A 21,705-nucleotide genomic window follows, 5' to 3' on the forward strand; every position below is an offset into this window, starting at 1 on the left:
TGAATATGGTTCAAGTAGCTACAAGAGATATTTTTCAAAAGCTAACCGAAATGGCATTCAATGACGATACAGTATCAAAAAACCTATCTGGTATTGATGGTTTTGTAAATAACAATTCTAATGACGCTACTGTTCTAAAAGAGATACTAGACTCTATGCTTGAATGTGGAAAAACAAATGTAGAATCATACATCAGATTTTACAACTACTCAATGAAACACTCTTTGTTTTGTTTGAACCATTTGTTTTTAAAATCATCTATTGTTCTTTTACACGATTTCCAGAAAACTAATAAATTAGATACCAACACAACTCAAATAACATTGTTATCAAAAATAATAGCTACTATTTTAAAATATGAGATTTGTGATTATATTGATATTACTGACTCATTTGAAACTATTTACTTTGGTAAAGATGTACGTTTTCCAGTATCTTTTTCCGATATTAAAAAATACGAACTAGAGGTACTATGCTTGCTCCGAAGTAAATATACACAGTATATAATTGATAGTGACCAAGTACTTGATACACCTGAATTGATACGTTTTATAGGAAAATTAAATAAAATACACAATCTATTGGCATTGAAAAAATATACTTCTCAATTAGACGATATAGTATATTCTGATAAATCAAAAGAAAATTTATTCAAAACTGACGATATAAGTCCTAATGACTACGATAAAGCTGTTTATGATAATTATGACATTCTGCTTTTCCCCATGATAAACGATGATATTAGATTAAAAAACAATAAAATATCTTTTCTCAATGAAGGTTTTGGAAATATCGAATATGGAACTTTCTCTATTTCATCAGAAGATAATATTCATTTTAAACAAACTTTTTCTCTCGAACATAGTGATGAATTTGAAGATTACTTATCAAATGAAACAAAAAACAAAATACTATCTATAGATGATTCAGTGAATATGCAATTTGTTTTCGATTTTTCTAAATTTGGAAATGATTATAAATTTATTTTTTCTAAGAAAGCAGGCAAGGTCAAAGAAATGATGAACAACAATGAACAAAATAATGGTATTAACGTCACTTTCAATGGCAATCCATCTTTTGAAAATTCTCCTCTCATGATTGGGAATAATCAAAAAATGAAATTTAATATAGTACCATTAAAAGATATGTATGAAAATTTGGCAAACGAGCTTGATAAAACTTCAATGAACGATAACGAAAAGTCATCATTACAAGATGATATAAATGATACCATAAAAGAACTTAAATCTGAAAATATAAATGTATCTAAAGTAAAAGAATATACAAATAAAATCAAGACCACTATTACAGGTTTGTCAGGATGTGCGCATCTATTAACTCATGTTGAAAAGATACAATCATTTTTGTCATCGATAGGGGGTAATTGATTATCTTCCAAACCCTCTAGTTTTGTTAAACCTTTACTCTCGCTTAATTATGTTTTAATCCACCAATAAATTGTATTACCATTTTTCTTTCAAATTAAAAATCATCAAATATATCTATAGTTCATATAGGATATTTTGATATTCAAGTAGATTTTATTTATTTTTGTATGGGTAAAAAGAATAACTTGTTGTGGGATTTATTTTTAGAACTTTATGGCTTTAGAATAACTATATACCTAGTACTTGCAATTTTTACTGGTTTTCAAATTGCTGCTTGGATTTCAGGCTTTTTTCCACTTGAATATCAAAGTCGTGCATATCTTTCAATTGTATCCATTAGTGCAATCACAATAGCTATTCTATTGCATGTAATTATGGAAACCCCATCTTTTATTATGAGTTTCGTAAGGGGAAGGTATCGAAGATGATATGATAAATTGAAAAATATATGAAAGAAATGATGTGAAAAAGATTCTATAATCATTTATTTGTTTTTGGAAATAAAACCAGCCAGTGTGCATAAAGTGACAAAACTACTAAAAGAGGTAAAAAGCACTAAAAAGCACTAAAAAGAATGCTGTTAAAGCATTCTCAAGTATTATGCTGTAGGTGTTACGTAAGGTATTTCCTCGTAAGGTTGTATCACGACAAAGCCTTCACCCTTGAATGCCATTTGAATACTTTCTCCGCTTGAACGACCTACAAAAGTCTTCAGGGAAATATCTGTTTTAATATCAGGATTCAGGTTTCCAGACCATGCAACAGTTGCGTTAGGGTCAGTGTAAACTGGTCGGTCATTTGTGACTTTTAGGGTAAGGGGGTCAAAAAATGTGGTAATAGCAACCATACCGGTTCCTTCAAGTTTCACATTGAAAAGTCCGCCAGCCATCATACCAGCTACCTTTTTCATCATTTTTATGTCCCAGTTAATGCTTTCTTCAAAGGCCAGAAGGTCATTTCCATTGACATAGATTGACTCATTTTTGAGATTGAGTACGGATATTTTCTTGCCACTATCAGCAAGGTAAACTTTTCCTGCGCCCTCAGCTTTTGTAAGAGAAACACCTTCACCGGTAACTGCTTTTTTCATCATCTTTCCAAGGCCATGTTCCATCACACCTTCTCTTGTGAATTTAACGTCACCAAGATATGCAACCATTGAGCCTCTTTTGATCCATACACGACCATTCAGGTTCACCTCAAGCATGCGGTCCCTTTCCAGTTCAAACTTGCCCTGGCCAAGGTCTTTCTGACCTGTATTTTTTACAAACTCATCTAAAGAGTATTTTGAAATATCAATCCCTCCATCATTGTAAATATTGATTATTTATAATATACTTTTTCAAAAGGAAAAACATAGTTTTAAACGCTTACAGGAAGTTAACAGTGATAATTAACTTTTTACAGTCATTAATTTGATATACTCTCCTAACTAATAGAATAATGACCAATACAAGGAGTGTGGAAAATATGGTAAAGGTTATTTTAGTCCATTCGGAATGGTGTCATTTTTGTCCTACTGCCAAGAAAATATGGCGAGAATTGAAAGAACAGTGCGATTTTGAGTACGAGGAAGTAGAACTGGACACTCCTGAGGGAAAAGAACTCGCAAAGAAGTTCAAGATCCGTTCAATACCTACAACAATTATTGACGATAAGGTCGCCTTTGTAGGAGTTCCTGACAAAGCCCAGGCAAGTAATGTTTGTGATGCAAACTGATTAACATGTATGATCTAGTAATTATTGGCGGAGGACCTGCGGGAATGACGGCAGGTATCTATGCTGTACGTTACGGACTTGATACTCTTGTGCTTGAAAAGAACGTAGTCCCCGGCCAGATAGCAACTGCTGACAGGGTAGAGAATTACCCCGGGTTCTCTTCCATTTCCGGAATGGAACTCATGAACAAGTTCAGGGAGCATGCAGAACACGCTGGTGTCAGTATCCGGAATGCTGACGTCAAAACCGTAAAAGATGAAGGTGATAAAAAGGTCATCATCACTGATGACGGTGATCTTGAAGCTCTGGCTGTGATAGTTGCCACTGGTGCCAATCCAAGAAGACTGGGAGTTCCCGGTGAAGATGAATTCCTGACAAAAGGTGTATCCTACTGTGCCACATGTGATGGTCCCTTCTACTCCGGACTGAATGTCATCGTGGTAGGCGGAGGAGAATCTGCGGTTACCGATGCACTCATACTTTCCGATATTGCCGAAAAGGTCTATGTAGTGCACAGGCGTGATGAACTGAGAGCCTGTTCTCTTCTTCAGAAAAGAGCTTTTGATAAAGAGAATATCACATTCATCTGGGACACAGTTGTTCAGGAGATACAAGGGGAGGAGCTTGTAGAGAGAGTTGTTCTCAGGAACACAAAGACCGATGAACTGACTGAAATGGAAATTGACGGTATTTTCATCTATGTTGGTATCAACCCCAATACATCCATGGTGGACGTTGAAAAGAAAGGTGCAGGATTCATTGTTACCGATGAAAAGATGGAATGTTCCGTACCCGGCATATTTGCAGCAGGCGACTGTCGCAGAACTTCCATGTGGCAGGTAGTCACAGCCGTTTCAGATGGTGCGGTTGCAGCCATATCGGCTCATGAATATATTACATCTGTGAAATATGATAACTAAATCCTTTGCATAATAATAGAAGGTGAGTAAATGACATGCGATAAAAAAGTAGATGGTACGTTTTGCCTGAACATATGCTCAGATTCCACGGCTGATGATCTGGAACCCATAGCAACTGCCGTACATGCTCTGATAGGAATCCCAACAACTATTCGCAGTCTTAATTGCAAGGGCATCCGTATGGAAAGAGGTATGATCATTGACAGGAACTACACGGGCCCGGTCCTTGAAGAGGTCATGAGGACGAACCAAAGTATCAGGACAGTACCAAAAGAAGGAGTCTATAAGGGCAAGTCAGTCATGGTAGCTCCTATAAGGACAACCAGCGGGGAAGTTATTGGTGCAATCGGTGTTGTTGATCTTGTTGCAGCCCTTGATATCCTGGTGATGTTCAGAGAATATCCAGGTATAATTGACGAAGTGGAAGAATCAAGAAAAAGAATTCAGTGAATAAATGCATAACCATGTACCACTGAACTCGTTTTTGCCTTTTTTAAAAACATAATTCTATTTTTTATGCAAGGTAAAATTGAAGTATTGCCTTTAGGGATTAAACCGGAAGCTTAGCTCCAGTTTATATTCGGAGGATTCCTGCCAGGAATATTGTGAATTTCGTATTCAGGACAACCAAACATCATTGCATGCTGCAGAACATGTCCTGGCGGTAAATTCAGCTCATCAATAAGTGGCTGATAAGAACTTGCTGCAACCTTTACAAAGCCTGCCCAGCATGAACCCATTCCAAAGGATGGTGCTGCAAGCTCGAACCATGAAAGAGCAACGACACAGTCTGTATATATCATAGGATCATCAACTTCACCATATGCTATTGCAAGATGGGGAGCTCCGCGACAAACAGGGTCATCACCTGACTCATACGCAGAAATAATAGAGGGAAATACTGGTTTTAACGGATGATCTACAGTTGATTCAGCTATTTCACGCAACCAGTCAATTGTAAGTGAGATAATCTTTTGCATCTTTTCAGGGCTGTGAATTATCAACCAGTTCACCGGTTGCTTATTCATTCCGGATGGAGCATATCTGACAATGTCCAATAGGTCTTCGATTTTTTTCTGGTCCACGGGTTCATTTCTGTAATTACGTATAGAACGGCGCCTGCGCATGTAAAGACCTAGTTGTTCGAATTCGGTCTCAGGAGATGTTGTCTCAGATAATTGTGAATATTGTGTGCTGAACTGCGGAGAAATTGCATTTTCAGGACAGAAAGCCTCACAGTTTCCACATTTCATACAAACATTATCCATTTCATCTGGCATGAAAGGTGTACTGTTATTATAATTGTTGTCAGATATCAAATTAAGAGGACATATGTCGATGCAGATTCCACAGTTTATACATGATTCGGGATTGAAGGATATCATTGCCATGTTACCAAACTCACTATTTACCATAAAATGATGAATGATAAATAATTATGTTCCTCACCTTGGATTGCTGTACACTTTTTCAGTTCAATTAACTACAAATTCTATGTAAAGTACAAGTTTAGATTACGACCGCCTACGGCAATATGAGCATTACCTTAAAAGAAAGAATAAAAACAGATGTTCGATATGTTTCTTTAATCTTATAGTGCAGCATGTATGCTACTCAAAAATAGATTGAAATTGTTTGCAATTTCTATCAGTTGCTTAAAACTTTTTGAGATTCTGGAACTTTATCGCCCTGCTTACTACAAAAGCTACGATAGAAATCGCAATTGCAAGTATTACAACCATCAACACGTTTCCGTTTTCCGCTGCCTTCATCAGACTATAGAAAAGGAACGCACTCAAAACCATACCAACAACCAGCAACACTGCTGGCGGAATACTATATATTTTACCAAGTGGTCCTTCCATAGTTGGAACATCATTTTATCCATATTATAGTTTTCTATTCATATCGAGTTCAAGTTAACAATGATTGTGAACATATTTACATGTTAAATTTTGCAATAAGATATTTATACCAATAATTAAAATTCAAACTAAAAATGACTATTCAGTCAAAACTGAATGAAGTAGGAAGAAAAAGCAATGAGAAAAAGGACCTACCTTAAACTTGCCACAAATATCTTAGTCCATAGCAAAATAAGAAGTTGGCTCACCATAATAGGCATCGTCATAGGTGTCGGATCGGTTGTTACCATTATGGCACTTAGCGACAGTATGGAAGCGGATATGCAAGAAAGGTTAGCTGATCTGGACCTTACCCTCATAACAGTGACCCCGGGTTACACACAGGCAATGTCAGGCTTTAGAGGGGGAGGTGGCTTTGGCGGTGGCACCTCATCTTCGGATGCAGAACTGACAGATAAAGATATAATGGCAATAAAACTTGTAGAGAATATCGATTATATCTATGGCCAGATATCAGGCAGTAATCTGAAAGTCTACTTCATGGGTGAGACTGCAGGTCTCTCTGTTACCGGTGTCGATCCGCAGGTGTGGCAGTACACTGTGACATACAAACTGGAATCCGGCAGATTACTTGAGGCCACTGACAAAAATGTAGTAGTTATTGGTTATAGGGTAGCTCATGAAATGTATGACCAGGAGATCGGCATTAACCGCATAATTACCATTGAAGGTAGATCCTACAGAGTAGTTGGCATACTGGCAGAAGGTGAAAGTGACAGTGCTATAATCATGCCAATTGATTCTGCAGTAGATGTTATTGATGATGCAAAACCGGATGTATATGATAGTATCATTGTAAAAGCAGATGATGTAGATAACGTAGAAACGGTTGTAGCTGACATCGAAGAGAAGCTCATGATCTCAAGGCATGTCATGAATGACGATGATCGTGATTTCACAGTTTCAGATTCATTATCAATGGCGGAATCATTCAGTGAGATGATGGCATCATTCACAATATTCCTAGGAGCAATAGCAGGTGTATCACTTGTGGTGGGTTCTGTAGGTATCGCAAATACAATGTTCACATCGGTATTGGAAAGGACAAAGGAGATTGGTACTATGAAGGCTATTGGAGCCAAAAATAGTGATATTCTTATGATATTCCTTTTTAACTCAGCTCTTGTGGGTTTTGTAGGAGGAGTACTCGGCATATTGCTGAGTCTGGTGCTTACTTCTTTCTTCCCATATCTTGGACTTCCAATGGTACGTTCGTCTACAGGACTGGCAGTTGCTCCTGATTTAATGTTACTTGGTATCGGAATAGCAATGTTTATAGGAGTTATTTCTGGACTGATACCCGCATACAATGCATCAAAAATGAAACCAGTGGACGCATTGAGATACGAGTGAACTAAATAGAACTCGATAACTAATTAAAAAAAGAGAGTTAGCCAGCGAATTGAATATTATATCAAATTGCATCATCATCCATGCCTAGAGTTCTCACAAGTTCCAGCATGGAATTGAGAAGATGATAACCTGTAAAAGTGATCTGATATTCACCTCTTTCTTCACGTTGGCGTATCAATCCTTTGTCCTGTAATTTGTCCAGATGGAAAAGAAGATTACCTGCACGTAGTTTTATGAGCTTGGAAAGTTCGGTAAACGATTTTTCAGCATCTCGATCTGATCAAAGTACAATTCTACGTGTTTAAAGTATTGTGAATATTGGTTCAGTTTGGTTAATTCCAGTATTCTTTTGCTCTTATTTGTTCACCGTACTGCAGAATTACATAATTCCCTCTTCTACAATGGATTCCTCCTTGATCTGTTCACTAATCCTGACATCCTCTGTGACCCTGTGATCTTTCCAGTTGCCTTTCATGAAATATGCAATAGAAATGAATGCACCAATGATATTGGTTACAGGAAAAGCCCACCATATACCCTGTTCTGCAAGAACAGTATCCTGCGAAAGGACATAGGCAAGCGGGAACTGTAGTACCCATAGTGAAACAATCGCCAGAATCATTGCAATAAGGGTATCCCCTGCTCCTCTGAAGGCACCTGTCAGTACCTGTTGTATGCCCATGAATCCGAATGAAAGAGCCATTATCTTAATGAACAATGCACTTGAGCTGATAGCCTCGGTCTCCCCGGGAATGAAGAAAGCAGATAGTGGCTCTGCAAGGAAATATATAATGATTCCCACCAGTGTCAGTGAAATAAAACCAATCCAGCCACTCACCTTTGCAACCTCCTCTGCCCTGTTCACCTTTCCTGCACCTATATTCTGTCCAACCAGTGTAGAAGTAGCCATAGACAGGCCAAGAGCTGGAATGATCACAAAACTCAATATTCTGCTGCCAATACCATATGCAGCAACTATCACCGTACCAAAGCTCGCAACAAGAAGTGTAAGTACTGTCAGTCCCAAAGCACGTGTTGATTGTTCGATGGAAGCGGGAAAGCCCAGTCTAATCATTCTGTTGATCAGATTGATATCCGGCTTCATATCTTTTAGAGAGAGCTTAATACCGTATTTACCGCTGAATAATATATATATGCCCACAACTGCAGCTATTCCCTGGGTCCCTACAGTTGCCAGAGCCGCACCACTTACCCCATAACCAGGTATCGGCCCATATCCGAATATGAATAGAGGATCAAAAACAAGATTCAATAGCACGGTTACAAACACAAGGTACATGGGCGTTTTAACATCGCCTACTCCCCTCATGAGAGATTGGAATACAAAGTAGGCGAACATAAATATAAGTCCGAGAAAGGATATCCTCAAATACGAAACAGCGCCCAGGAACACATCAGGTTCTGCTCCCATCAATCTCATAAGACCAGGTGACGCATAATAACCAATAATAGTCAGAAAAACAGAGATGACAAGTAACATCAGCATTGTCTGTGCTGAAACATAGTTAACATTTCTCTTATCCCCTTTCCCTTCATACTGTGATACAAGTATCGTGCCAGCTATAGCAAGTCCACCTCCAAAAGAGATAAGAAGAAATATCACAGGAAAACTTATGGACACTGCAGCTACTGCTTCCTGTCCAAGACGTCCAACCCAGAATGTATCAATAAGCTGGTAGGCTGACTGAAGTATATTCGCAAATATTATCGGCACAGCCAGTGTTATCAGGGATTTGAAGATGGGACCTTCTGTTAAATCACCTGATGATTTTATATCATCCATGTTATAGATATAGAAAAACAACGTTATAAAAGGATATAGTATATTTTTAAAGGAACTGATATTTTGGCTTTGTAGAAGTGTTCATGAAGACTGAATTGTTACATGAAAACCAGAACTAATTACCACGGAATCACATGACAATCAGATCTCAAAATCAGGAATATGTTGATGCTGTGATCGATTAGATTTCCTATTTTTGATAAATTATGAATGAATGCACTTTACTACAGGTGAAACATGACACTCTTTTTCCAGATGAATACAAAAAGTATATATAGAACAAATTATTTTTATTTACATAAAATGACTAAACAGTCAATCCCAGAGAAAATCCATGAAAAAACAGATCGAAGACAAAAAAGCAGCCCTTTTGGAAGCTGCCCTGAAGCTCTTTACTGAAAGGGGCTTCCATGGTACATCCACTGCCCAGATTTCAAAAGAGGCAGGTGTAGCCACAGGGACTTTATTTAATTATTTCCCTACAAAAGAAGATCTCATCAATGGCCTTTATTTCGAGGTAAAAGGAGAATTAAGCCGCAGGATGGGAAAAGAAGTCCAGACACAGGAAACCTACAGAGAGAAATTAAGGAAAATGTGGTATAATCTGGTTGAATGGGGAATCGAGAACCAGGATCAATTCCTTTTTGTCGGACAGTTCTGTTCTTCTCCTTACATAACAAGCCATACACGTGAAGTAGTTATGGAAGAGTATGTTTTTTTCCATGATCTTGTAATGGAAGGATTGGAAAATGGCGAGCTTGGAGACTATCCACCAGGAATGATAACTTCAATGTTCTATCAGTCAAGCAGGACAATAGTTGAGTATATTCTCTATTCAGAACCGCAGGATCAGAATAAAGCTATAGAAGATGGGTTTCAGGTTGTATGGCAAGGAGTGGCCAAAAAATAATATTTTTTTATAATACGGATGAGTGACCGGTCACTCATAACACTGAAAGTACTCAGCCACTTTCACAATAAAAAAAATCAAGTAACCATATACCAAAAAAGGAGAACAAACGAAATGAAAAAGCACAGTACTATTTTGCTGGTTTCTATCCTGATGTTCTCTTTAATTGCAGGATGCATCACGGATGATAGCGCATCAGAAACAAATTCTGAAACACTGGAAATAGATAACATCCCGGGTGAGGATTCTCAGATGACAACAACTCCAGATAATACGATGAATGAAGTTCCTAAAGTATATATGACCACTGACATCAGTCCGGAAGGACTCATAGCTGTTTACGAAGCACTGGGACGCAATGTTACAGGAAATGTTGCGGTCAAACTTCATAGCGGTGAACCTGGAGGAGAATACTATCTTTCACCTGTTCTGATAAAAGACCTTGTACAGTCTGTGAACGGAACAATCATTGAATGTAACACGGCTTATGGTGGAGGACGTGCTGAAACCGCCATGCATAAGCAAGTTTTAGAAGATCATGGTTTTACTGCCATAGCACCTGTTGATATTATGGATGAAGAGGGATCCATATCCCTGCCTGTTGAAAACGGTCAGCATCTCCAGGAAGATCTTGTAGGTTCCCATTTTGAGAACTATGATTCTTTCATCATACTTTCCCACTTCAAGGGACATGCCATGGGAGGTTTTGGCGGAGCTATCAAGAACATGGCTATAGGAATTGCATCTGCAGAAGGCAAAGCGTACATCCATAGCGGTGGAGAGAGTAAAGACTTGAGTGATATATGGAATATCTTTTCTAATACTGAACAGGATGTTTTCCTTGAGTCTATGGCTGAAGCAAGTGGCGCTGTCATGTACAATCTCGGAGACAATATTGTCTATATCAACGTGATGAACAATCTTTCAGTTGATTGTGATTGTATGGCACATCCTGCTGAACCGACAATGGAAGACATCGGCGTTCTGGCATCTCTCGATCCTGTAGCACTTGATCAGGCATGTGTGGATCTTGTCTATGCAGCTCCTGACGGACAGGATGTGATCGAGCGTATAGAATCAAGGAACGGTGTACATACTCTTGACTATGCAGCAGAGATTGGTCTGGGCAGTCAGGAATATGAACTGGTGAACCTGGATGCTTGATATACTTCAGAGAGAGTTCATATATATCTGGTATTATTCCAGCGTCCTGTTCAACCAGATCGCAATATACTGGGTATTTGGCATTTTTCTGGGCTCGGTAATATCCGTATTTGGAAAAGATAAGATCCACAGGCTCTTTGTCTCGATACAGAACAAACACCTTGGAATATTCGGAGTGATTCCGGCAAGTCTGCTGGGAATCGCCTCCCCCCTTTGTATGTTTGGTACCATCCCCATCGCAGCTTCGTTCTCTCAAAAAGGAATGAGAGATGACTGGCTGGCTGCGTTCATGATGAGCTCTATTTTACTGAATCCACAATTACTTATTTACAGCGCTGCTCTTGGCAGAACAGTTTTTTCCATACGTTTGGTTTCATGTATCATTTGTGGGATACTGGCCGGTCTCTTCGTCAGGTTATTCTTCCGGGACAGGGGCTTTTTTAATTTTTCAACGCTTGTATTGCCAAAAAGCAGGGATACCGATCCCAATATGCTAATGCGCCTGCTAAAGAATATATGGAGAAACATCAAAGCTACAGGAGGCTATTTTCTCCTTGGTATCGTGCTTTCAGCACTTTTCCAGCGCTATGTATCTACCGATGTATTTGCCAGCCTTTTCGGAAGCCAGCAGGGGTTTGGTGTATTAATGGCGGCAACGATAGGTGTACCCTTATACGTATGTGGCGGAGGAACCATACCTTTGCTGCTGGAATGGTTACAACATGGTATGAGTCTGGGTGCTGCTGCAGCGTTTATGGTAACCGGACCTGCAACAAAAATAACAAATCTTGGTGCTGTGAAAATTGTTCTGGGTAAAAGACAGTTTAGCATATATCTGGCATATACGATCGTGTTTGCCATCATAACAGGGCTTTTTATAGATATTTCCCTGTAATAACTTATAGTGGAGTTATACAAGCAAAGTGTTTAGAAAAAATGGTGTTCTAGTGATTGAAAAAGCAAAAAAGATAAAACTTAGAAAGATAGCATTACATTCATTCTTACTTTTGGTCCTGTTTTGTGCAGGCCTTATATTATTTATGAATATAGACCCTGCTTTTGGCGGGGATCCGACATCAGAGCAAAAAGAGACATATGAAAGATTAAGTAATTATGTTGATGGACATTTTATAAATGAAGTGCCTACAAGTATGTTCGCTGATTCATCAGAGATATCATCAACAAACGATTCTTATGCTTCCGAGGTCATTGACCGTGATCCTTCAGGTTCTATCCCTGTTTCCACTGTTAACTGGAAGCATGTCAATAGTGAAAATGATAGTTTGACCTGGTTAGGACACTCTGCTTTTCTGCTTAGCATTGATAGCAAAAAACTATTACTTGATCCTATGCTGAGTCCTGTTGCCTCACCTGTTTCATTTGTAGGGATCAACAGATATGGATATAGTAAAGATATCATGCTTAATATCACTAATGAAATGCCGCCTATAGATGCAGTTCTCATCACACATGACCATTATGACCATCTGGATTACAAATCCATTGTAAAGCTGAACAGTAAAGTATCACACTTCTTCGTTCCTCTTGGATGCGGTGCTCATCTGATTCGATGGGGAATTCCCGAAGAGAAAATCACTGAACTTAACTGGTGGGAAGAAACTGAGTATCAGGGTTTGACTGTTGCTCTGGTACCATCCAGACATGGTTCCGGAAGGGATCCTTTCAGCATTGATACCACATTATGGGGTGGATGGGTCATTCTAGGAAGTAAAAATCGGGTATATACCAGCGGAGATGGTGGATACGGTCCGCACTTTGAGGGGATTGGAAACCAATACGGACCTTTCGATATCACCCTGATAGAAGGTGCCCAATATGACCGCAGATGGCCGGATATTCATATGGTGCCGGAACAAGCAGTACAGGCAAATCTGGATGTAAACGGTGAGACCATGATGCTGATGCACTGGGGAGCATTCACGCTGGCGAATCATGCCTGGAACGAACCAATAGAAAGGGCACTTGAAGAAGCAAATGAGAGAGAAGTGAACATTATTGCTCCAATGATAGGTGAAACAGTACTGTTAGATTCAGACCTGCAAAAGTTTCCCACTTCGTGGTGGGATTTCTAATAAGGAAATGCAGGATTATCAGGATATATCGATAATGATAGCAACAAAATGTGTTGATTCATTCGTGAAAAAATGAAGAAGCTCGATTAAGATACACAACCTATTATTCTCCAATTATACTCATCTTTATATACCAGTAAACATAACTAGTTGTTGACTGATTAGTCACTCGTCACGCAAAGAATTTAAATGGCATTACACACCAACTAGTGACTGATTACTCAATCATGCGATTTGTTGAGTAAATAAGACTTTCAGAAAAGGCAAATTGGGAATTCGAAGTGGAGTTAAAATCTAGAAATTAAATAAGAGGAGTTAAAATATGGCAGAAAATATTCAATCAAAGGGTTATGCTGGAAAAGATGATTCAGGAAAATTATCCCCCTGGTCTTTTGAAAGAAGACCTGTAGGCGATGATGACATACTGATTGACATTAAATACTGTGGAGTTTGTCATTCCGATATCCATCAGATCAAAGGTCACTGGGGACCACAACAATATCCGCAGGTACCAGGTCATGAAATTGTAGGTATTGTTGCTGCTGTTGGAAAGAACGTAAAGAATTTCAAAGTAGGTGACCGTGCAGGAGTCGGGTGCATGGTTGACAGTTGTATGGACTGTGAAAGTTGCAACAATGGTGAAGAACATCACTGCGACAAAGGTGAAACTATAATGACATATGGTTATCTGGAAGAATCATCACCAACAGGCATAAGTCAGGGAGGATATTCCAAAAACATCGTTGTCACCGAGCATTTTGCAATAAAGATACCGGATTCCATTGAGCTTCAGGAAGCTGCTCCGTTGCTGTGTGCCGGTATTACTACTTATTCACCTTTAATGAGAGCTAATTTCAAAAAAGGGGATAAAGTAGGAGTTGTAGGAATTGGCGGACTGGGACACGTAGCTATTAAATTAGCAGTATCAAAAGGTGCCGAAGTTTATGCCTTTACAACCACTGAAAGCAAAAAAGAAGACTGCCTTGCATTCGGAGCAAAAGAAGTTATTGTTGTAAACTCAACAGAAGACCTGCAGCCATTAAGAGGAAAACTGGATTACATGATATCCACAGTTCCATATGCATACGACATGTCATCATACATTGATTGTGTAAAACCATACGGATACTTCACCCAGGTAGGACAACCAATTGGCGGAGAACTTACAATTAACAACTTCAATATGATCTTCAACAGAGTGAACTTCAATGGATCACTGATCGGAGGAATCCCGGAAACTCAGGAAGTTGTTGATTATTGTGCTGAAAACAAGATCTATCCGGAAATTCAGATGATCAAACCTGAAATGATCAATGGGGTATGGGAAAAGGTCGTAAATAAGGAAGCACGCTATCGATATGTGATTGATATGTCATCCTTATAATAGGGCCTGATCAGGTCCTTACTTTTTTACTATAAAAGGATGATAATTTCAGTGTAAAGGTTTCCTGAATCATCCAGGAATGAAAGTGAGGTTTAATTATGAGTATAAGTGAAACAGCAAAAAAGAATTGTGAAGAATTATTCCCTGATTATAGATCGGATTTGAATGTAACAGACCCGGAACTCATGGAAGTTTTCGATAATTTTGCTTTTGATGAAGTTATAGGCTATGGAAATTTAGATACAAAAACCAGGATGATGGTAATTCTGAGCTCCATGATAGCAAGCCAGACCTTGAGTGAATATAAAGTAATGCTCGAAGGCGCACTTAACGTTGGTGTAACTCCAATAGAGGTTAAGGAGATTGTATATCAATCCATACCATATGTGGGATTTGCAAAAGCAGTTGACTTTATTTATGCCAGCAATGAAATACTGGAAAGCAGAGGAATTGAACTACCACTGGAAGGCCAGTCTACAACTTCACCTGAGACACGATTTGAAAAAGGATTGGAAGTGCAGAAGAAGATATTCGGTGATGTGATCGACCAAATGTACGAGGCAGCACCAGAAAACCAAATCCATATTCAGAAATATCTGTCTGGAAATTGTTTTGGTGACTATTACACCAGAAAAGGTCTGGATGTGAAAATGAGAGAACTCCTTACGTTTTCCATGATTCTGTCACTTGGAGGATGCGAGCCTCAGTTAAAAGGACATATTATGGGTAATCTGAATGTAGGAAATGATAAAGAAACACTGCTCAGCACAGTTACGCAGCTTTTGCCATATATCGGATATCCAAGAACATTGAATGCTATTACAGCTCTGAACGAGCTGATACCGGAGTAAATTTGATGGTAAATTATGGAGAAAAGTTTAATGGATGAAAAAAAGTTGCATAAAGACATTTTTGAACGTGACAGGTCTGGAGAAACAGTTTCTATAGATGACCCTGAATTTCCAAAATTGAAGGAAGTGATGCTTCGCACTGCGGAACTTACAACCAGAATGAACACTTCATATCATGACGAGGATGAAGCTAGAAGTCTGATAAGTGAACTGATCGGTTCGAAGGTTGACGAATCAACCAGAGTAACCCCTCCATTCTATACCGATTTCGGACGGAATATCAAGCTCGGCAAAAATGTGTTTATCAATCACGCATGCACCTTTATGGATAGAGGAGGTATAACTATCGAGGACGACACCAAAATAGGGCCAAAAGCCAATCTCCTCACATCCAATCATCCATTGGATCCGGCCCATAGAAAAGAATTAGTATCCACTCCTATATGGTTCAAAAAGAATGTATGGATCGGTGCAGCTGCAACTATTTTACCAGGTGTGACAATCGGAGAGAACTCTGTAGTAGCAGCTGCAGCTGTAGTTACGCAGGACGTTCCACCGAACACAGTCGTGGCTGGCGTACCAGCAAAAATAATCAGGACATTGTAATGCTTAGTATTATATACTAGTATTGAATACATGCTTCTGACTGATTAGTCACTCTGAAGACAATTGATTAGTTTAACGTATGCTAAAAATCATGACTGATTACTCAATCACGCACAAATACAGAGAGATAATAAAATGACAAAAAATACTAAAACCAGATTACTTATGCTGTGTTTTTCTTTGATGTTCATTTTTGCAACAGGATGTATTACTGATTCTGATAATGAACTCGAAGATGATACAATATTTCCAAGAGGAAATAGTGTTGCCGGAAGTCCACTTGAAGATACTTTTACAGGAGATGTTTGGGTCGAAATGCTTGTAACTGACAACACTTTCAATGCTCCATCTTATAACGTAATATTTTCAGAGGATGCAAGAACAAACTGGCATTCCCACCCAGGAGGACAGCTTCTGTTCATCACCAGTGGAGAAGGTTATTATCAGGAAGAAGGTGAGCCAGCAAGATCACTGAAAGCCGGTGATATTGTAGAAATACCACCAGATGTCGTACACTGGCATGGTGCAACAGCCGATAGTACATTTGAGCATGTTGGAGTTACTACCAATCCACAAGCAGGACCGGTAGAATGGTTTGGAGAAGTTACAGATGAACAATACAATAATTTAGTCATAGAAACAGAAGAAAATTCAGAGGAAGATAATATGGTAGAAAATAACGAACAAGGAAGATATGATCCAGGAGATCTTACATTCGAATTAAGTGAAAACGTAATTTTAGAAGAAGTCAGATTCAAGAATAAATTTGGAGCTGAGGTTGCAGGCCACTTATACGTGCCAATAGACATAAACAGGTACGAAAAATATCCAGCAATCATTGTTGGAACACCTTACGGCGGAGTAAAAGAACAGGGAGCAGGACTCTATGCTCAGGAACTGGCACAGAGAGGTTTTGTTGCCATGGCATTCGATGAATCCTACAATGGAGACAGTGGTGGAGAACCAAGACATATCTCATCTCCTGACCTGTTTGTTGAAGACTTTAGTGCAGCGGTTGATTTTATCGGCACAAGGGACTTTGTAGACAGAGAGAAGATTGGTGTAATTGGAATTTGTGGCAGTGGTGGATTTGCAATTACTGCAGCTCAGGTTGACCCACGTATTAAGGCAGTTGCTACTGCAAGTATGTATGATATAAGCAGCATGTTCAGAAATGGATTCGGATATTCATTGACCAATGAGCAGCGTGCTGCATCTTTAGCCCAGATGGCTGAGCAGAGATGGGTAGACTTCGAAAATGGAAGTCCATTAGTACCTGAAGGATTCCCTCGTGAACCAGCAACATCAATTCCAGAAGGTATGGACCCTGTTACAAGTGAATTCTTTGAATACTATGCAATGGAAAGAGGATTCCATCCAAATGCGGGAGCATCATTTACTGCAACAAGCGGTATGTCCTTTATGAACTTCCCTCTGATGAACTACATTGAGACAATTTCCCCAAGACCAATTCTTTTCATCATGGGAGAGAATGCTCACTCCAGATATTATACTGAAGAAGCCTATGAAAAAGCGGCTGAACCAAAAGAACTGGTAATCATTCCAGGAGCAAGGCACATCGACCTGTACGATGGCGGAGACAATGACTATATTCCATTTGACAAACTGGAATCTTTCTTCAAAGAAAATCTGAACTAAAAGCATATGGCAAAATAGAAAATCATTTTCTATTTTTCCAATTTTTATTTTGTTATCATACTAACAAGTGAGGATTCAGATATGGCAACTCGTAAAATTAAGAATGGAACAAAGATCAACATGCATTTTGGTAGCAAGATAATTCCTGGAATACTAAATGATAGTGAACCTGCCAGGGAACTCATCAGCAGACTACCTTATACGATCCATGCCAGCAGATATGAGTTTGATGTTTGTGGTGTAATGGATGAACCATTGTCATTTGCTGATGAAGACCTGGTCCCTGGATGGAAAAATGGTGATATTGATTATACTACTCAGGGAGATTATTTTACTATTCTGTTTGATAATGAAGAAAATTGCTATGGTGAATTTGTAAATCTTGGTGTTATTGACTGTGACTCTTCCACAATGGACTCACTAAAAGGTAGCTTTGATATTTTGATAGAACTTGCCTGATATAATGGAGATTTCATTTTCAACCATAGGTGTTTATTAGAAAGTTCAGTTTGATATAATAATTACTGCAATTAAAACAAAGTGAGGAGTAAAGCAATGAAATACATGAATAAAGAAGAATTTGAAAAGGCAAATATGTTTGGAACCGGCGTGCCTAATGAGAAGTTTGCACAATATTTTATAGGAGATTCCTTCCTGAATCCTTTAACAAAACCCGGAGAAACTCCCGTGTTTTTAGCAAATGTAACCTTTGAACCCGGATGTCGCAATAACTGGCACATACACCATGCAGAGAGCGGTGGTGGGCAGATGCTTATTTGCACTGCCGGAGAAGGCTGGTACCAGGAAGACGGAAAAAAGGCAGTTAGTCTGCATGAAGGTTCTGTAGTATATATTCCGGCAGGAGTGAAGCATTGGCATGGTGCAAAAGCTGACAGTTGGTTCTCCCATGTTGCTTTTGAACTACCTGGGGAAAATACCCAGAACGAATGGTTAGAGATTGTTAGTGATGAGGAATACAATAAACTATAGAGAGGAAATTCGATATAGCAACTCGTAAGATCAAGAATGGCACAAAAATTAAAATACATTAGATGGTTAGTGACTGTGCCCCATCCAAGATGGGGGCATTACATGCTTTATTTGATGTTTTAATTGGACTAGCCTGCTAAAATAAGGTTACTACAAAAGAAAAACGAAGTGTAATTATAATTTGTAATTTACCTATTGAGGGACCCGTATGAAAGAAACCCATTTAACTGAATGTAAATACTTAACTTCTTCTATATTATTGATGGCAGAACATCTTGAAAATGTAGCAAATAAACTTGATAAGGATGCTGTCAGGCAGATGCTTGAAGATATTACGGGTGCCAGACGTATCTTTGTTATGGGTGCGGGACGTTCTGGTCTTGTAGGCAGGGCATTTGCCATGAGACTTATGCACCTTGGTCTTACATCACATGTCGTAGGAGAAGCCACGACTCCTGCTGTCAGCAAAGAAGATGTTGTTATAGCAATATCAGGTTCAGGCCAGACCCGTTCAATCGCAAATCTGGGAAGGGTCGCCAAAGAGATCGGTGCAAAACTTGTTACCATCACATCTAACAAAGAATCAGCTCTCGGTGAGTTGTCTGACACAGTAATTGTTCTTTCGGGAAGAACAAAGGATGATGTAGGCGGCTATGACGAACGTCATATGCGTGGTGAATACACTTATCTAACTCCACTTGGCACTTCTTTTGAAATATCTTCAAACGTGTTCCTTGATGCTGTCATTGCTGAGCTTATCTTCATAACAGGTGCTTCAGAAGAAGATCTCAAATCAAGACACACAAATATTGAATAAAGTTCAAAATGATAAAATACCTGATCAGAAGTTCACATATAGGTTTTAGGGTATTGATCCCCCAGGATTGTCTGAACTTCTTCAGGCATAAAATTTAACAAACTCTTTTACAAAGACAAGTCCAGGACTTGTACAGCATACCTTCTTTTTCCAGAAATATCCACATGTAAAAAAGGAATGAATATTCTTTTCTGCATTTCTGTTGAAATCTCAATATCGATGTCAGTAATTTCCTGATAAAGCAAAAAGGACATGTCTTTGCAGACATGTCACTGAAACACTAACATTATTTCTCTATATCGTCAGGGATTGCATGCACAAAATGCTGGCCTTTCACTGCAGATTCTATCTCGTTATGGATCTCATGCACATAGTGCTGGCCTCTCATTGCAGACAGCAGAGCTGCAATAGCTGAAAGGAAAGCACCTATGAAGAAAGATACCCTGAGTGCTGGCATGAAAGCTTGTTGCAGAGTCTGGGGGAACCAGTAGTTGCTGGTCAATGTATCGACCACTGATTGTGGAATTGAGGCTACGATACTGCTGTCCATGACATTCAGAATAGTACCCATCGGATTGTATCCAAGGAAAGCTGAGAATAATGCATTAGTTGGGGATATCTCTGATATCTGGGCTGCAAGATTCTGCATTACCGGGGCAGTCTGTGTCGATGCAAAACTTGAGAATGACTCATGTATTGCACTTGGGAACGTTCCCTGAAGTCCAACTATCACGATAGTGAAGAAAAGTGCCATGCTCATTGTCATAGCTGAGTTCATCAGGGTTGACATCATGCCTGAAGCAACTCCTCTGTCCTCGGCTGGTACCGAGTTCATTATGGATGAACTGTTTGGTGAACTGAACATGCCGTTACCTATTCCCATTAGGAAAATGAGAATACCAAGTTCCCAGTAGTCGAAATTGTAAGGCAGCATAGCAAGGCCCAAAAATACCACAGCCACAAGTACCATTCCTGAAGTAGCTATCCATCTGGGTCCGTATTTATCCGAAAGCATTCCTGATATAGGGCCCATTATGATAAAGCCGACAGTCAACGGAAGCATATAAATGCCAGCCCAGAGAGGCGTATCCTCAAAACTATAGCCGTGAAGTGGCAACCATATTCCCTGAAGCAACAATATCAGCATGAACATTATGCCTCCTCGTGCAATAGCCGCCATGAAATTTGCAAGGTTTGAAAAAGCAAAAGCCCTTATCTTGAAGAACTCGAAGCGGAACATTGGATTCTCTGCCCTGCGTTCTACGAACGGGAATGCAAGAAGCATTATAATTCCGATTGCGGAAGTAATCCGGACAAGTGGACTGTTCCATCCCATTGCATCCATAATTCCATTGTGTTCGTAAGGCATTAAGCCATAGGTTATGCCCACAAGAAGTGATGTCAGTCCGCCAATGAAGAAGACATTTCCAAGTATGTCTACACTGGTTTTCTTTGCCTTAAAAGAAAGCTCTTCCATTTTCCAGTACGCCCAAATAGTTCCGATCAGGGCAAATGGGATATTTACAAGGAAAACATAGCGCCAGTTATAGGTTACAAGTATACCTCCAAGCAGGAGTCCTATGAACTGGCCTGACATGAGAGCTACTGTATTGATACCAAGTGCTTTTCCCCTTTCACTGCTTGGGAAGACATCAGTGATTATAGCCGGACCATTAGCCATGGTCAGTGCACCGCCTACCGCCTGCACGAACCTGAAGAGGATAAGTTCTATCGCTCCGATACTGCCGGTTCCGGGCGTAAGATATAGCATGACCGAACCGATCATGAATATGAAAAATCCGAGTCTGAAAAGTCTTACTCTTCCGTAAATATCGGCAAGTCTTCCGATACTTAGAAGAATCGTAGCCGTTACAAGTCCGTATCCCATTAATATCCATAGCAGGTATTGGAACGCATCCGGTTGCATGGGATCTAGGTGAATTCCATTGAAAATTGCAGGAAGCGAAATAAGTATAATACTACTATTGATAGTGGCCATAAATGATGCAAGTAGCACGGTAAGTAGTGCCGTCCACTTATATGGGATACCATGTCCCTTTCCATGAGAAATGTTCTCTGTTTTTACATTGTTTTTATTTTCCAAACTATTACCTTCTGTAGA

General features: G+C 39.3%; 22 protein-coding genes. 17 read left to right on the top strand and 5 right to left on the bottom strand.

Features of this window, described 5'->3' with window-relative positions:
* Nucleotides 1-5 precede the first annotated feature (5 nt).
* The gene (locus tag BLP52_RS01760) at nucleotides 6-1,388 is read left to right on the top strand and encodes a hypothetical protein (RefSeq protein WP_154717765.1); all 1,383 of its coding nucleotides are present in this window, start codon (nucleotides 6-8) and stop codon (nucleotides 1,386-1,388) included.
* A 167-nt stretch (nucleotides 1,389-1,555) separates the two neighbouring features.
* The gene (locus tag BLP52_RS14245) at nucleotides 1,556-1,816 is read left to right on the top strand and encodes a hypothetical protein (protein WP_154717766.1); all 261 of its coding nucleotides are present in this window, start codon (nucleotides 1,556-1,558) and stop codon (nucleotides 1,814-1,816) included.
* 170 nt (nucleotides 1,817-1,986) lie between these two features.
* Here the strand turns inward: BLP52_RS14245 and BLP52_RS01765 are convergent, their stop codons facing one another.
* Complete coding sequence (locus BLP52_RS01765) at nucleotides 1,987-2,682, bottom strand: AIM24 family protein (protein ID WP_091708153.1); 696 nt, start codon at nucleotides 2,680-2,682, stop codon at nucleotides 1,987-1,989.
* A 176-nt stretch (nucleotides 2,683-2,858) separates the two neighbouring features.
* Here BLP52_RS01765 and BLP52_RS01770 point away from each other — a divergent pair, with 176 nt between their 5' ends.
* From BLP52_RS01770 to BLP52_RS01780, 3 genes are read left to right on the top strand one after another with little or no spacing between them, the layout of a single operon-like run.
* Entirely contained in the window at nucleotides 2,859-3,107 is a 249-nt protein-coding gene (locus tag BLP52_RS01770) for a glutaredoxin family protein (RefSeq protein ID WP_091708156.1), read from the top strand.
* A 5-nt stretch (nucleotides 3,108-3,112) separates the two neighbouring features.
* Nucleotides 3,113-4,027, top strand: coding sequence for a thioredoxin-disulfide reductase (trxB, locus tag BLP52_RS01775; protein WP_091708157.1), 915 nt, complete (start codon nucleotides 3,113-3,115; stop codon nucleotides 4,025-4,027).
* Nucleotides 4,028-4,057: 30 nt separating this feature from the next.
* Nucleotides 4,058-4,477 carry a DUF2111 domain-containing protein gene (locus BLP52_RS01780; protein ID WP_091708159.1) on the top strand — a complete coding sequence of 140 codons (420 nt, stop codon included), beginning with the start codon at nucleotides 4,058-4,060 and terminating at the stop codon, nucleotides 4,475-4,477.
* 113 nt (nucleotides 4,478-4,590) lie between these two features.
* On the opposite strand, the gene BLP52_RS01785 is transcribed toward BLP52_RS01780, so the two are convergent.
* Entirely contained in the window at nucleotides 4,591-5,418 is an 828-nt protein-coding gene (locus tag BLP52_RS01785; protein ID WP_091708396.1) for a nitroreductase family protein, read from the bottom strand.
* Between the two features lie 264 nt (nucleotides 5,419-5,682).
* Complete coding sequence (locus BLP52_RS01790; RefSeq protein WP_091708160.1) at nucleotides 5,683-5,892, bottom strand: hypothetical protein; 210 nt, start codon at nucleotides 5,890-5,892, stop codon at nucleotides 5,683-5,685.
* Between the two features lie 177 nt (nucleotides 5,893-6,069).
* Between BLP52_RS01790 and BLP52_RS01795 the strand changes: the two genes are divergently transcribed.
* Complete coding sequence (locus BLP52_RS01795; protein WP_091708162.1) at nucleotides 6,070-7,305, top strand: ABC transporter permease; 1,236 nt, start codon at nucleotides 6,070-6,072, stop codon at nucleotides 7,303-7,305.
* A 379-nt stretch (nucleotides 7,306-7,684) separates the two neighbouring features.
* Here the strand turns inward: BLP52_RS01795 and BLP52_RS01800 are convergent, their stop codons facing one another.
* Nucleotides 7,685-9,109 (bottom strand): MATE family efflux transporter, encoded by a 1,425-nt coding sequence (locus BLP52_RS01800; RefSeq protein ID WP_202905706.1) that lies wholly within the window; start codon nucleotides 9,107-9,109, stop codon nucleotides 7,685-7,687.
* Between the two features lie 334 nt (nucleotides 9,110-9,443).
* On the opposite strand from BLP52_RS01800, the gene BLP52_RS01805 reads away from it, so the two are divergent.
* From BLP52_RS01805 to hxlB, 11 genes are all read left to right on the top strand, one after another.
* Nucleotides 9,444-10,019: a TetR/AcrR family transcriptional regulator gene (locus BLP52_RS01805; protein ID WP_091708164.1), complete on the top strand. Its 576-nt coding sequence runs from the start codon at nucleotides 9,444-9,446 to the stop codon at nucleotides 10,017-10,019.
* 114 nt (nucleotides 10,020-10,133) lie between these two features.
* The gene (locus tag BLP52_RS01810) at nucleotides 10,134-11,183 is read left to right on the top strand and encodes a DUF362 domain-containing protein (protein WP_091708166.1); all 1,050 of its coding nucleotides are present in this window, start codon (nucleotides 10,134-10,136) and stop codon (nucleotides 11,181-11,183) included.
* On the top strand, nucleotides 11,176-12,078 hold the full coding sequence (locus tag BLP52_RS01815) for a permease (protein ID WP_091708168.1): 903 nt from the start codon (nucleotides 11,176-11,178) through the stop codon (nucleotides 12,076-12,078). Before BLP52_RS01810 ends, BLP52_RS01815 begins: the two co-directional genes overlap by 8 nt.
* A gap of 52 nt (nucleotides 12,079-12,130) precedes the next feature.
* The gene (locus BLP52_RS01820; protein ID WP_238380679.1) at nucleotides 12,131-13,276 is read left to right on the top strand and encodes an MBL fold metallo-hydrolase; all 1,146 of its coding nucleotides are present in this window, start codon (nucleotides 12,131-12,133) and stop codon (nucleotides 13,274-13,276) included.
* Between the two features lie 322 nt (nucleotides 13,277-13,598).
* The gene (locus BLP52_RS01825) at nucleotides 13,599-14,660 is read left to right on the top strand and encodes an NAD(P)-dependent alcohol dehydrogenase (protein WP_091708170.1); all 1,062 of its coding nucleotides are present in this window, start codon (nucleotides 13,599-13,601) and stop codon (nucleotides 14,658-14,660) included.
* A gap of 98 nt (nucleotides 14,661-14,758) precedes the next feature.
* The gene (locus BLP52_RS01830; RefSeq protein WP_091708172.1) at nucleotides 14,759-15,511 is read left to right on the top strand and encodes a carboxymuconolactone decarboxylase family protein; all 753 of its coding nucleotides are present in this window, start codon (nucleotides 14,759-14,761) and stop codon (nucleotides 15,509-15,511) included.
* A gap of 30 nt (nucleotides 15,512-15,541) precedes the next feature.
* Nucleotides 15,542-16,117: a sugar O-acetyltransferase gene (locus BLP52_RS01835; RefSeq protein ID WP_091708173.1), complete on the top strand. Its 576-nt coding sequence runs from the start codon at nucleotides 15,542-15,544 to the stop codon at nucleotides 16,115-16,117.
* A gap of 135 nt (nucleotides 16,118-16,252) precedes the next feature.
* Nucleotides 16,253-17,776 carry a cupin domain-containing protein gene (locus tag BLP52_RS01840; RefSeq protein ID WP_091708174.1) on the top strand — a complete coding sequence of 508 codons (1,524 nt, stop codon included), beginning with the start codon at nucleotides 16,253-16,255 and terminating at the stop codon, nucleotides 17,774-17,776.
* 81 nt (nucleotides 17,777-17,857) lie between these two features.
* The gene (locus tag BLP52_RS01845; protein ID WP_162272924.1) at nucleotides 17,858-18,235 is read left to right on the top strand and encodes a cyclophilin-like fold protein; all 378 of its coding nucleotides are present in this window, start codon (nucleotides 17,858-17,860) and stop codon (nucleotides 18,233-18,235) included.
* A 96-nt stretch (nucleotides 18,236-18,331) separates the two neighbouring features.
* Nucleotides 18,332-18,766, top strand: coding sequence for a cupin domain-containing protein (locus BLP52_RS01850; RefSeq protein WP_091708176.1), 435 nt, complete (start codon nucleotides 18,332-18,334; stop codon nucleotides 18,764-18,766).
* Between the two features lie 208 nt (nucleotides 18,767-18,974).
* Nucleotides 18,975-19,583, top strand: coding sequence for a 6-phospho-3-hexuloisomerase (hxlB, locus tag BLP52_RS01855; protein WP_091708179.1), 609 nt, complete (start codon nucleotides 18,975-18,977; stop codon nucleotides 19,581-19,583).
* A gap of 286 nt (nucleotides 19,584-19,869) precedes the next feature.
* Here hxlB and BLP52_RS01860 read toward each other — a convergent pair whose 3' ends face one another.
* The gene (locus BLP52_RS01860) at nucleotides 19,870-21,687 is read right to left on the bottom strand and encodes an MFS transporter (protein ID WP_238380680.1); all 1,818 of its coding nucleotides are present in this window, start codon (nucleotides 21,685-21,687) and stop codon (nucleotides 19,870-19,872) included.
* Between the last annotated feature and the right edge of the window lie 18 nt (nucleotides 21,688-21,705).

Source organism: Methanolobus vulcani, assembly GCF_900100715.1.
Classification (GTDB): Archaea; Halobacteriota; Methanosarcinia; order Methanosarcinales; family Methanosarcinaceae; genus Methanolobus; species Methanolobus vulcani.